General features: G+C 53.9%; 13 protein-coding genes and 1 pseudogene. 6 read left to right on the forward strand and 8 right to left on the reverse strand.

The features are described 5' to 3' along the window. The first annotated feature begins 6 nt into the window (after nucleotides 1-6). The 3 genes and pseudogenes from H7R58_RS00425 (at nucleotide 7) to H7R58_RS00435 (ending at nucleotide 2,723) form a co-directional block, all read left to right on the forward strand. Nucleotides 7-1,332 (forward strand): PTS sugar transporter subunit IIC, encoded by a 1,326-nt coding sequence (locus H7R58_RS00425; protein ID WP_182929783.1) that lies wholly within the window; start codon nucleotides 7-9, stop codon nucleotides 1,330-1,332. 24 nt (nucleotides 1,333-1,356) lie between these two features. Beyond that, a pseudogene (locus H7R58_RS00430) lies at nucleotides 1,357-1,665 on the forward strand (PTS lactose/cellobiose transporter subunit IIA); the annotation flags it as partial. A gap of 95 nt (nucleotides 1,666-1,760) precedes the next feature. Beyond that, nucleotides 1,761-2,723 (forward strand): LacI family DNA-binding transcriptional regulator, encoded by a 963-nt coding sequence (locus H7R58_RS00435; RefSeq protein WP_182929784.1) that lies wholly within the window; start codon nucleotides 1,761-1,763, stop codon nucleotides 2,721-2,723. A 101-nt stretch (nucleotides 2,724-2,824) separates the two neighbouring features. On the opposite strand, the gene H7R58_RS00440 is transcribed toward H7R58_RS00435, so the two are convergent. Then, nucleotides 2,825-3,082, reverse strand: a complete 258-nt coding sequence (locus tag H7R58_RS00440) for a hypothetical protein (protein ID WP_182929785.1) — start codon at nucleotides 3,080-3,082, stop codon at nucleotides 2,825-2,827. Between the two features lie 168 nt (nucleotides 3,083-3,250). On the opposite strand from H7R58_RS00440, the gene H7R58_RS00445 reads away from it, so the two are divergent. Then, on the forward strand, nucleotides 3,251-4,240 hold the full coding sequence (locus H7R58_RS00445) for a lysozyme inhibitor LprI family protein (RefSeq protein WP_106924873.1): 990 nt from the start codon (nucleotides 3,251-3,253) through the stop codon (nucleotides 4,238-4,240). A gap of 41 nt (nucleotides 4,241-4,281) precedes the next feature. Here the strand turns inward: H7R58_RS00445 and H7R58_RS00450 are convergent, their stop codons facing one another. Genes H7R58_RS00450 through H7R58_RS00480 form a run of 7 tightly spaced genes read right to left on the reverse strand, consistent with a single transcriptional unit; the run spans nucleotide 4,282 to nucleotide 10,565 of the window. Beyond that, nucleotides 4,282-6,378 (reverse strand): flagellar biosynthesis protein FlhA, encoded by a 2,097-nt coding sequence (locus H7R58_RS00450; RefSeq protein WP_106924874.1) that lies wholly within the window; start codon nucleotides 6,376-6,378, stop codon nucleotides 4,282-4,284. After that, nucleotides 6,365-7,498 (reverse strand): flagellar biosynthesis protein FlhB, encoded by a 1,134-nt coding sequence (gene flhB / locus H7R58_RS00455; protein ID WP_182929786.1) that lies wholly within the window; start codon nucleotides 7,496-7,498, stop codon nucleotides 6,365-6,367. The genes H7R58_RS00450 and flhB overlap by 14 nt, the downstream gene beginning before the upstream one ends. Continuing rightward, a complete protein-coding gene (locus H7R58_RS00460; RefSeq protein WP_106924876.1) occupies nucleotides 7,498-8,271 on the reverse strand; it encodes a flagellar biosynthetic protein FliR in 774 nt (257 codons plus the stop codon). Before H7R58_RS00460 ends, flhB begins: the two co-directional genes overlap by 1 nt. A 6-nt stretch (nucleotides 8,272-8,277) precedes the next feature. Beyond that, the gene (fliQ, locus tag H7R58_RS00465) at nucleotides 8,278-8,550 is read right to left on the reverse strand and encodes a flagellar biosynthesis protein FliQ (protein WP_061280600.1); all 273 of its coding nucleotides are present in this window, start codon (nucleotides 8,548-8,550) and stop codon (nucleotides 8,278-8,280) included. A gap of 2 nt (nucleotides 8,551-8,552) precedes the next feature. Then, a complete protein-coding gene (gene fliP / locus H7R58_RS00470) occupies nucleotides 8,553-9,293 on the reverse strand; it encodes a flagellar type III secretion system pore protein FliP (RefSeq protein WP_106924877.1) in 741 nt (246 codons plus the stop codon). Beyond that, a complete protein-coding gene (fliN, locus tag H7R58_RS00475) occupies nucleotides 9,290-9,688 on the reverse strand; it encodes a flagellar motor switch protein FliN (protein WP_106924878.1) in 399 nt (132 codons plus the stop codon). The genes fliP and fliN overlap by 4 nt, the downstream gene beginning before the upstream one ends. Then, nucleotides 9,681-10,565 carry a FliM/FliN family flagellar motor switch protein gene (locus H7R58_RS00480; protein WP_106924879.1) on the reverse strand — a complete coding sequence of 295 codons (885 nt, stop codon included), beginning with the start codon at nucleotides 10,563-10,565 and terminating at the stop codon, nucleotides 9,681-9,683. The genes fliN and H7R58_RS00480 overlap by 8 nt, the downstream gene beginning before the upstream one ends. A 514-nt stretch (nucleotides 10,566-11,079) precedes the next feature. Here H7R58_RS00480 and H7R58_RS00485 point away from each other — a divergent pair. After that, nucleotides 11,080-12,111, forward strand: coding sequence for a sigma-54 interaction domain-containing protein (locus tag H7R58_RS00485; RefSeq protein ID WP_106924880.1), 1,032 nt, complete (start codon nucleotides 11,080-11,082; stop codon nucleotides 12,109-12,111). Nucleotides 12,112-12,130: 19 nt separating this feature from the next. Further along, complete coding sequence (locus H7R58_RS00490) at nucleotides 12,131-12,499, forward strand: flagellar hook-basal body complex protein FliE (protein WP_182934551.1); 369 nt, start codon at nucleotides 12,131-12,133, stop codon at nucleotides 12,497-12,499. Nucleotides 12,500-12,502: the final 3 nt, after the last annotated feature.

The raw sequence follows: 12,502 nt of genomic DNA on the forward strand, positions 1-12,502 counted from the left end.
TAAAAAATGAGCTCTCTGTACGCGAAATTAATCAGCGTGATTGAACAGAAAATCACGCCGATGGCCGGAGCCATTGGCCAGCAAAAGTACGTCACGTCTATCCGTGACGGCTTTATCCTCGCACTGCCGTTTATGATCGTCGGTTCATTTATGCTGGTGTTTATCTTTCCGCCGTTCTCGCCGGATACCAGCTGGGGCTTTGCCCGTGCCTGGCTGCAATTTTCACTCGATCACCGTGAAAGTCTGATGCTGCCGTTCAATTTCAGCATGGGCATTATGACGCTATTTATTTCTGTCGGGGTCGCCGCCAGCCTGGCGCGACATCATGAGCTGGACCCGCTGACCTCCGGAATGCTGTCGCTCATGGGCTTTTTGTTGGTGGCTGCGCCGCTGAAAGATGGGCAGATTTCTGTGGCCTATTTTTCCGGTCAGGGCATTTTTACCGCGCTGCTGGTGGCGATTTACACCACCGAGCTGTATGCCTTCCTGCGTCGCCACAACATCACCATTCGCCTGCCGCCCGAAGTCCCTACTGGCGTAGCGCGCTCGTTCGAGATTCTGATCCCCGTGCTGGCGGTGGCGCTGACGCTCCATCCGCTGAACCTGTTTATTGAAGCACAGCTGGGGATGATCATTCCCGAAGCGATCATGTCGCTGGTTAAACCGCTGGTGGCTGCATCGGATACCTTACCGGCGATTCTGCTGTCGGTGCTGGTGTGTCAGATTCTGTGGTTTGCCGGGATTCACGGGGCGCTTATCGTCACCGGCATCATGAACCCGTTCTGGATGGCAAACCTGTCGGTTAACCAGGCCGCGATGGCCGCGGGTACCGCCATTCCGCATATCTACGTGCAGGGCTTCTGGGACCACTATCTGTTGATTGGCGGCGTGGGTTCTACGCTGCCGCTGGCCATTTTGCTGATGCGCAGTAAAGCGGTGCATCTGCGCACCATTGGCCGTATGGGGGTGGTCCCGGGGCTGTTCAATATTAACGAACCGATTCTGTTCGGTGCGCCAATTATTATGAACCCGCTGTTCTTTATTCCGTTTGTACTGGTGCCGATGGTTAACGCCACGCTGGCCTACTTCGCTCTTGATTTCGGGTTGGTTTCCCGCGTGGTGTCGATGACACCGTGGACGACGCCAGCGCCGATTGGCGCCTCGTGGGCCGCTAACTGGTCGTTCAGCCCCATCATTATGTGCCTGATTTGTATGGCAACAGCGGCCGTCATGTACTTTCCGTTCCTGAAGGCTTATGAGAAACAGCTGCTTTCACAGGAAAGTCACGAAAGCGAAACGGCAGGCCGCGTCGGGCAATCTGAAACCGCATAATCCGTTGAGAGAAAAAGTGAGAACGTCATGGAATTAGAAGAGCAGGTAATGGGTATTATCATCAACGCCGGGCAGTCGCGCAGCCTGTGCTACGAAGCGCTTAGCAGCGCCAAAGCCGGCGACTTTGCCGATGCGGATGAAAAGATGCTACAGGCGCAGCATTTTGCTCGTGAGGCGCATCTTGTGCAAACCCAGCTTATTGAAGCCGATGAAGGCGAGGGAAAAACTAAAATGACGTTGGTGATGGTACATGCGCAGGATCATCTGATGACTTCCATCCTGGCAAAAGAGCTGGTTGGCGAGCTGATCGAACTCTACCGCTCCCGCCGCTAAGTCCCTGCCTCCCCGGCCGTTTGTGCCGGGGAGTTGGCGAATACCTGTACGCATTTATGTTACTATAGGGAGAAAACCGTAATACAGACGACACCATGCCTACTATTGATGATGTTTCAAAGTTAGCCAACGTTTCTCGAGCCACCGTTTCGCGCGTGCTGACGGGAACCCGTGGCGTTCGTGAAGAGAGCCGCGAGGCCGTATTACGCGCGGTAGAAGAGCTGAACTACCGCCCCAGTTTTGCCGCACAAAACCTGGCGAGCAATACCTCCAGCTACGTCGGTATGGTGCTGCCTGCCAACGAGGCCGGGTTTAGCGCGACGCTGTTGCCGCAGCTGTCTCAGGCGGTAAAATCGCTGAATAAATCGTTGATGATCCAGTACGTGAACGATGCTGCAGAACAGCAGGCTGCAGTGGAAAGCCTGCAGCATCAGTGCGTTGCCGTGGTAACGCTCACCCGCGGCAGCGGTGACGTTGCCAGTAACGTGATTGCTTTCGACGAGTTTTCTACGAAGGGCAGCGCTGGCCAGGGCTATAACTACGCATTTGCTACGGAAAGCGCCTGCCGTTACGTTCTGGGTAAGGGGCACCGCAATATTGCGCTGTTGATGGACAATGAAAATGATGTCGCCAGCAGACAGATGCTTGATGGCTATCGCAGCGTGTTGCAAAACTACTCCCTGCCGTTTAATCGTCAACTGTTGGTGATGGCCGACAACAACATCGAGCAGGCGCTGCTGACGCTGATTAATAGCTTTACGAAATATACGGCGATTATCGCCAAACGTGACTGCTATGCCGCCGAAGCAATGCGCTTATTACGCGAGTTTAATATTGCCATCCCGCAGGAAGTGTCGTTGGTGAGTCTGGAAGATTCGCCGTTGGCACCGCTACTCTACCCGCCGCTGACATGTATTGCCTATCCCGTTGAGCAGCTGCTTGAGAACTGTGTGCAGCGGATTCGGGCGTTAATTGACGGCCATTCGCTGTTTGTTCCCGAGGGGCGTGCGTTTACCGGTCGTCTGGTCGCCCGTTCGTCGGTTGCGGATATTAGTTAATATGAGTAATACGCGGTGAGTATTATTATTCTCACCGCGTGGCAACAATGAGTTATAAAAATAAAGCCGAAATATTTAATGCGTAAAATCTTAGTTAAATATTAGATCTCGACCTCCTGCGCCATATCATATTCAATTAATGCCCATGCGACCGGCTTGCCCTGGTAATAAGGCATAACATCCCCTCTACGCAGGCTAACAACGGCGGAAATGGTCGGATCGGAAAGCTTCCAGTTGCCGCCCTGCGGGCTGTACTGTCCGCTGTTGCGGTTGATGCCCAGCGGCTTGCGGTCGGTGTTTTCCTGAGACGAGTAAGAAGAAAGTACCGAGAGCGTGTAATGACGATTGTCTATCTTCATAACGTGATAATCCAAAAATGAATACACGTTATACAAAAGCGACAATTTATTGATACAACTTAAAAACGTGGTGAATTATTCATATAGTGAATAAATAATGGCGTTTTATTGCAATAAATTTTTGTTTTAGCCAAAATAAGCGCCCATACTGGTTAAAAAATATTCTAAATGATTAAGCACCTGATTAATTTACTCATTCTTATTACGGCCTGTTTCGCGTCCAGCGCACTGGCGGTGAACTGCCAGCGTGCCAAGACGCCGTTGGAAAATACCATCTGTAATAACGACAACCTGAACTGGCTGGATAACACCATGTCGACCGTCTATCGCGCAATGCTGGTGACGCGGGATGCGCGGCAGGTGCATCAGGAATATGAAACCTGGGAGAAATCGCTGGAGTGGTGTTCGTCCGATGAATGTATCGAGCGCGCCTATTACGCCGGGATCGGTAAAATAGCCGAAGCGCAGCCGGGATTTTCCTGGGAAGGCCGCTGGTGGAACACCAGCGCCGCGAACATGAGCGGCGGCGTGGTGCAGTTCAGCCACAGCGCCGACTGGTCGATTATCGCCGATATTCGTATCTGGGCCGGCTTGAATAAAGATGAGTTTACCGCCGAGGCCCGCAAGATTAACGGCATGGTGCTGATTGAAAGTATGGTCGACAGTAAACAGTGTAAGGTGCTGTTTATTCCGCGTAAAAGCGGGGCGATTCAGGCCTACAGCAACGCGGAGTGGGGCTGTCGTTTATCGCTGCCCAACGGCGCGTTTATCGATGGCCGCTATCTGAAGTCGGAAACCGATCCCCGGCCGAAGGCAACGCTGCTGTCGCTGGAAATATTTACCGATCCGCAGATGGATGCACGCTTCCGTACGTTGGTGGGTGATGACTATCAGCGTTTCGTCGATAGTGCTAATGTCTACATTTATCATGAGGATATAGATAATATTGGTGCCACGGTGCTCTCCATGTGGGTACGCGGCGCAGCGAATACCCGCACGGCGATTATCATGTTTACGAAGAGCAATATCTGGGCGGCGCGGGTTGAGCCGGACGGCAATGGTAAGCTGACGTTCTCGTACTTCAGCACCCAGGGAAACGCCGTGGCAAAAATGCCGCGCACCATCGCTGAGTGGAAGCTGCGCTATATGGAGCAGTAGCCGCTGTTCCGGGGGCGATCGAGGCCCCCGGTTGGGGGCATTTACGCCAGCGTGCCCACCACGTTCAGGTCGGCATCGTCCGGCACTTCATTGTATGACAGCACGTGTAGCCCGCTGGCAAACAGGCGTCCGTAGCGTGAAATGACCGGCCGTAGCTGTGGCGTCACCAGCAGCAGCGGCGGCAGGCTTTTTGCTTTCATCTGCTCATAAATCATCGGCATCGTATTTTGCAACTGGGTCAGAATATTCGGATCGACCGGGAAGCTGTCCAGCGCCACTTTGCCCGCCTGCTGTGCTTGATTAAGCGCCCCCAGCAGCATATTTTCCAGCTGATTATCAATGGTATATGCCGCCAACTGTGGGCGATCGCCGTTGATGTTGTGCACAATGGCGCGGCGCAACGCGTAGCGCACGTCCGAGGTCAGCAGCACCGGATCTTTGGTGACCGCCGCGCTTTCCAGCAGGGTGGAGGCGATGGTGACAATATCCTTCAGCGAGACCTGCTCCAGCAGCAGCTGGCGATAGATACGCAGCAGTTGGCTGTAGTTGAGCGCAGCGTTTAAATCTTCCGCCAGCTTCGGTGCCTGCTGCGCCAGACGGGCGTGCAGATGGGTAATGTCATCATAGTTGAACAGTTCCGGCAGGTGCTCGCGCGCCACTTTGTTGACGTGCGTTGCCACGACGCTGGCGCAGTCCACAACCTGATAGCCCAGGTTTAGCGCCTTAGCCTTCTGGTCCTGATCGATCCAGACAATGGCCATGCCGTAGGCCGGGTCGGTATCCAGTACGCCGTCGATTTCACCGTAGAGCTCGGTACCGGGGATCGCCATCAGTTTGTCCGCGTTCACCTCACCCATCGCCGTGCGGATGCCGTTGATGTGAATAGCATACTGGGCGGGCTTGAGGCGGAAGTTTTCGCGAATGCGAATCTCCGGCAGCAGCACGCCGCACACCTCCGAAATGACCTGACGCACCCCGCGCACGCGTAGCGACAGCGGGCTGCCCTTGGACTCATCGACCATAGTCACCAGCTTGTAGCCGAGGTTCAGGCCAATTGGCTCAACCAGCGGAATGCTGTCCCAGGTAATCGCCGGGTTGGCGTCCGGCGCCAGCGCTTCGCCGATCGCCTCCATGTCCGTTTCCTGCGGTGCGGGCTGAACCGCTTTGCTTTGTCGCCATGCCGCGAACAGCAGCAGCGCGGTAAAGCTCAGGAAGGCGATATGCGGCATACCCGGCACGATCGCGAGGGTGAACATCACGAATGCCGCGGTGTACAGCACCTTCGGCTTGGAGAGCAGCTGGGTTTTGATTTCGTCGCTGACGTCGTTACCTTCGCTGACGCGGGTGACGATGATGGCGGCGGCGGTCGCCAGCAGCAGGGACGGGATCTGGGCGACCAGGCCGTCACCGATGGTTAACAGGACGTACTGGCGGAAGGCGTGGCTGGCATCGAGATCGTATTTAAAGATACCGATACAGATACCGCCAATGACGTTGATGATCAGTACCATAATGCCGGCGATGGCGTCGCCGCGCACGAACTTCGACGCACCGTCCATGGCTCCGTAGAAGTCGGCTTCTTTCGCCACTTCCTGACGGCGGGTACGCGCCTGCTGCTGGTTGATCAGCCCGGCGTTCAGGTCGGCGTCAATCGCCATCTGTTTACCCGGCAGTGCATCCAGCGTGAAGCGAGCCGACACTTCCGAGATACGTTCGGCACCTTTGGTCACCACCACGAAGTTGATGATCATCAGGATGATAAACACCACGAAACCCACAACGAAATCGCCGCCGATCACCACCTGGCCAAAGGCTTCGATAACCTTACCAGCCGCGCCTTCCCCCTGATGACCGTTCAACAGCACCACGCGCGTGGACGCCACGTTCAGCGTCAGACGCATCAGCGTGGTGATCAGCAGCAGCGTCGGGAAGATGGCAAAGTCCAGCGGACGCTGCATATTCACCGAAACCAGCAGCACGATGACCGCCAGTACAATGTTGAAGGTAAACAGGATATCCAGCATCAGCGGTGACAGCGGCAGGATCACCATCGCCAGCACGCAGAGAAGCAGGATAGGCACGGCAATCTGCGCCTTACGGAGCATGCCGAACATGTTGTGCATCTTACTGTTCGCCATTGGCTTTTAATACCTCTTGAGGAATGTCTATATGCCTGTTCAGGCTTGGTTTTTGCTCAGTGCGACCTTCGCGCCACGACTTCAGCTGCATGACGTAGGTCAGGACGTGAGCGATGGCGCGAAACAGCTGCGCCGGAATTTGTTGGTTGACGCGGGTGGTGTAGTACACCGCACGTGCCAGCGGCGGAAACTCCACCACTTCAACGTTGTGGCTGGCGCCCACTTCACGAATCCATAGCGCAACGTCATCAATGCCTTTGGCGACGATATACGGCGCTTCCGCTTTCTGCGGGTCATACTTCAGCGCCACCGCGTAATGGGTTGGGTTGGTGATGATCACATCGGCTTCGGGTACGGTGCGCGAGATTTGCCCCATCGCCATCTGGCGCTGGAGCTGGCGAATACGGCCCTTAATCTGCGGGTTACCGTCGTTATTTTTGTACTCTTCTTTGACTTCCTGCTTGGTCATGCGCATCTTCTTCGTGAACATGAACTTGCTCAACGGCACATCAAGCAGGGCAAAAATAACGATAACGGCGACAAAATAGCTGACAACGTGATGGAAAATACCGAATCCATGGCCGATGGCCTGATACAGATACAGCCGCTGGAGATGGAGGAGGCTGTCCATTTGATCGTGCACCATCGTGTAGATAACGGCGAGGATCGTCGCGCATTTCAGCATCATCTTCCCCACTTCCGTGTAATGGCTGGCGGAGAACATGCGCTTAAGGCCGCTGATGGGGCTGAGCTTCTTAAAGTCGGGTTTAAGTTTTGACGGCGTAAAAATCCAGCCTCCCGGCACCAGGCTGGCAATCATGCAGGCCATGGGAATGGGGATAAGCGTGGCAATAAAGCGCAGCAATACCCACAGGTTCAGCAGTAGAAACTGGTTCAAAACGTTTGGGTTATCGAGGTCTTGCGCCATCGTGCCGACGGCGGCAAACGACTCGCCAATCAGCTGCCGGTAATAGGGTAGAAAAGCGGTCAGGGTGCAGAATGACGCCACTAGCCCAACCGCCATGGTTAAATCTTTTGAACGGGGAATATCCCCTTTCTGCCGCGCCTTGCGCAGCTTCCCGGCGGTGGGTTTTTCGCTTTTATCGCCGCTGGAGGCCATTACTGCACCCTTATGGCGTCGAGTTTCGCCAGAATTTCGTTGGTCAGATTGAGATAGTGGTCAGGAATGTTGGTGACCAGCATCGAAATACACAGCAGGCCAAACAGCATGCTGATTGGGAAGCCGAGGGAAAACAGGTTGAGCGTCGGCGAGACGCGGTTCAGCAGGCCGAAACCGCCCTGTACAATCAGCATCACGAAGGTGGTGGGCAGCGCAATCAGCGTGGCGGAGGCCATGATCCAGCCGAGCCCCTGGCCTATCAGCATCAGCGTTGGCTGGTTAATGGCCTGGCCGATAGGCCAGTAGCTGAAGCCTTTAAACAGAATCGTTACCAGCAGCAGGTGCCCGTCCATGATAAAAAACAGCAGGGCGCAGAAGACGTAGATGATCTGCGAGATAACCGTCGTCGAGCTGCCGTTGACCGGGTCGTTCATCATCGCCATCCCGAGCCCCATGTTCATCGACAGAATATTCCCCGCCGTTTGCAGCGCCACAAATACCAGCTGGAGCGCCATGGCGAAGAAGAATCCCCACAGCAGCTGTTCGCCAATCAGCAGGATTGAGCGTACCGACAGCAGCTCATTGAGCACCACGTTATTGGGCAGCATCGGGGTAATGATGATCGCCAGGGCCATCGCGGTGCCAATTTTAATGCGGCGCGAAAAGACGCGGTTATCCAGCACCGGCACAAAATGCAGGAACGTGAGGATGCGGAAGAATGGCAATACGAGCGCCATTATCGGCGTCCACAGCGTCTGAATATCGATTCCCATTGTGGCTTAACCGACCAGCGCCGCCGCCTGATGGAAAATCTGGACGGTAAAATCGACCAACTGCGTCAACATCCATTTTCCGGCGAAAATCAGCACGCCGAGCGTGACCACCAGGCGCGGCAGGAAGCTCAGCGTCTGTTCGTTAATCTGGGTGGTGGCCTGGAAAATACTCACGCACAGACCCACCAACAGGCTCGGGATAATCGCCACGGCGGAGATCAGCAACACCAGGTGAATGCCGGAGGCCATGATGTCTCCCGCGGTGTCCATATTCATCATCGCTACAATCCTTGTACGCTGGAGGTCAGCGTGCCGACAATCAGCGTCCAGCCGTCGCACAGTACGAACAGCATCAGCTTAAACGGCAATGAGACAATCAGCGGTGACAGCATCATCATCCCCATCGCCATCAGAATACTGGCGACAATCAGGTCGATAACCAGGAACGGGATGTAAATCATAAAGCCAATCTGGAAGGCCGTTTTCAGCTCGCTCAGCAGGTAGGCCGGGGTGACGATGGTCAAATCCTGCTCGCGGGCATCGCCTTCAATGCCGGCAATGGTCATGATTTGCGCCATCGCCTTATTGTTGGTCTGCGCCAGCATGTAGCGCTTCAGCGGCGCTTCGGCGTTAACCAGCGCCTGCTTGAGGGTGATCTGGTCATTCTGGAATGGCTCGATGGCGTCGGCGTAAATGGTGGTCCATACCGGGCGCATCACCAGCAGCGTTAAGGCCAGCGCGATGCCGGTGAGGATCTTGTTCGGCGGACTCTGCTGTAATCCCAGCGCCTGGCGCAGAATCGCCAGCACGATGATAAATCGGGTGAAGCAGGTCATCATCAGCACCATGATCGGCAGCAGGCCGAGCAGGGTCATCAGGATCAGGATTTCAATTTTGACGTTGTAATCCTGCCCGGCGCCGTTTGCCGTGGTGCTAAAAAGCGTGATGTCGCCGTTCGCCGCCAGCACGGGCTGTGCGAACAGCAGGCCAATCAGCAGCAGCGGATAAAACGCGCGGTTCATCGGGTCAGCTCGCCCAGCTCTTTGGCGTTGAATTCGATAATACGCAGGCCGTATTTGTCATTCAGCACCACCACTTCCGCTTTACCGAACGCAATACCGTTGACCTTGATATCCAGCGGTTCGCCGGCCATTTTATCCAGCTCAATGACCGAGTCACTGTTCACCGCCATCAGCTCGGCCAGCGAGATATTGACGGAGGAGACCTCCAGCGTCAGCGTTACCGGGATACGGCTGAACAGCGCCATGCGACGCACGTCAGTCAGCGGCGTATTGCGTGTTTCCGGCTGCAAATCGTGGCGGATATTGCCTTCAACCATCTCATCCTGGGTCATATCGCTGAGGTTCAGGTCGTCCAGATCCAAGGATTGGCTCAGTTCTTGTTGTAAATCACTCATAGGGCTTCTCGATTGTCTTGTCATGGATATCGCATAAGAAAAGCTTGCTGCGATCTTCGGCAATAGTGGCTTCAAAAATCTGCTCTTTACCGATAAATACCGGTAAAGGGTCATTAATGGCGATCGGGATAATGTCGCCGGGCTTGATGTCGGCAACCTGGGCGACGGTCAGGTTGAGGCTGGCAAGGCGGCCGTCGAGCTTCAGCGGCAGGCTGTCGAACAGGCGTTCGATCTGCGCCGGGCTCAGGCTGACGCTTTTTTCTACGCCGCGCGCGCTGTTATCCGGCGCGCGCAGCGCCGCCAGCATCTGGTCAATATGCGGGCTGTCGAGCAGGACGCTAAAGCTGCCGTGGCTGTAGCCTTCCAGAGTGAAGGTAATGCACCAGGCCCACTGATTAATCACCGTGGAATAATCAACTTTAATGTCCAGGTCTTCACCAAATGTCTCTTTGCAAATAATCAGCGAGGTCAGCTCCTGGCCCAGCTTGCTTTTCAGGCGTTCTTCCGTTTTGGTGATCGGTAACGATTCATCCGGCTCAATATGGCTGCTGTCTTTACTCAGACCATAATAATCATGGAGGATGTTCAGTAATAATATTCTGTCGATTACAAAGGCAATATTCCCATAAGGCGTAGAGAATATCTGTGCATTTTTATAATGCTGATCGATAGCAAAGGTCATGGATTCTAACGCGGCATTAACACGTAGCTTCTTCAGAAAATAAATACTCAGGCGCGCGTCCAGAATGTCAAAGCTGTCGTTCATTAATTTCGGCAGCTTATGCCATGGGCGACCAAGTTTGCTGACATCAAGTTTTACCAGGTCAGGGAGACTATCCTGCTGATGAATTCTGATTCGATGTGAAGCTGAGTACATATTTATTCCGGTTTGATAACGTTACCTGATGTGAAAAGAGTGCACCGCGATATTTATTGATCACGGTCACGAATTTTTTTCCTGGAAGCATTTGAGTTTTGAGAAAGTTGTGACGCTTTACATCAACATCGAAGCTTCATCGCGAGGCGAGAACCCGAATGCCTTTTATTCAGGGTGTGAATTAGACCTTTCCTTGACTATTATTGCAAGTATCCATCAGTTATTAATCCATTATTTTTCCGCCTTTGCGTTGATTAATAACTTCTTTAAGTGTATGAAATTAAAAGATTAATGTTTTAATATTCATTAAAAATGAGACAATTCTTAGTCGATGGGTATACTAGGCAACATATTTTCACGGAAGGAATCTTTCCTCGTGATAATACCGCAGTCTTTAATCTTTATTAGCATTATAAAACGCTTTTAATCTTCTATGTAGCAAGGTGATTACAGCGCACGTTTAATAAAGATTTAGCGCGTTATCTTTTTTGTCATTTTTTACTGGTACTCCAAAATGAGCATTATTATTGAACGTGAAGATCGTCATGGGGAAGGCTTTGTCGCCGCATCTCCTGCCAGCGTGGGCGTAATCTCATTAGCTCGACGCGTTGCTAAATATAATGTGTCTGTGCTGGTGACCGGTGAAACAGGAACCGGAAAAGAGTGTGTCGCTAAATATATCCATGAGCATGCCTGCGGCAGTGAAGCCCCGTACGTCGGGGTTAACTGCGCCGCTATTCCAGAGAGTATGCTGGAAGCTGTTTTATTTGGTTATGAAAAGGGTGCGTTTACCGGTGCGGTCGCCAGCGTGGCCGGAAAATTCGAACAGGCGAACGGTGGTACGCTGCTGCTGGACGAAATCGGCGATATGCCGCTGCCGTTACAGGCAAAACTCCTGCGCGTATTACAGGAACAGGAAGTTGAACGTCTGGGAAGCCATAAACGTATTCCGCTGGATATTCGCCTGATTGCTTCTACGAATAAAGACTTACAGCAGGAAATTGCCGAAGGACGATTCCGTCAGGATCTGTTCTACCGTATTTCCGTCGTGCCTATCCATATTACGCCGCTGCGTGAACGTAAGCAGGACATCCTGCCACTGGTGCAGCGTTTTATCGCCAAATACCGTGCCTTCCACAAAGGAGAGGTTCGCCTGAGCGACGATGCGCGCAATGCGCTGTTGGGCTACGACTGGCCGGGCAATGTGCGCGAGCTGGAGAACGTTATCCAGCGCGGCATGATTCTCGGCAACGGCGATGAAATTAAAGCCGCCGACTTTGGGCTGGTAGCGCGCGTGCCGCTACCGGAAACGCCGGCCGTGGGCGTGATGCCCGCTTACCGCGAGCAGGACAGCGGCAGTTCCGCCATCCGTGATGTGAAGCTGCACGGCCGCCTGGCGGAGTACCAGTACATTATCGATCTGCTTAAGCGCCATAAGGGCAATAAATCCAAAACCGCGGAGTTTTTAGGTATTACGCCGCGCGCTCTGCGCTACCGCCTTGCGTCAATGCGTGATGAAGGCATTGATATCGAATGTTATTCCTGAGGCCAGAAAGGAACAAATAATGGATAAGATTGCCGCCGCAGGTATTAACACCGCGCAACAGGCGCTGCTGGAGCGTATGCAGCAGACGGCGATGCTGGCGTCTGCCGGCTCGGCCAGCGCCGCCCAGACGATTGCGCCCGCAAACGGCGCGTTCGCCAGCGCTAACCCGGTCTCTTTCTCCAGCGTGTTAAACAACGCCATCGACAACGTTGACGCCCTGCAGCACAGCGCGGGCGCCAAACAGACCGCCATTGATATGGGTCAGAGCGACGATTTAGCCAGCGCGATGATCGAAAGCCAGAAAGCCAGTGTGGCCTTCTCGGCGATGATGCAGGTGCGCAATAAGCTCAACAGCGCGCTCGACGAAGTGATGAATATTTCGCTGTAAGGT

It is taken from the genome of Klebsiella sp. WP4-W18-ESBL-05 (genome assembly GCF_014169075.1).
Lineage (GTDB): Bacteria > Pseudomonadota > Gammaproteobacteria > Enterobacterales > Enterobacteriaceae > Kluyvera > Kluyvera ascorbata_B.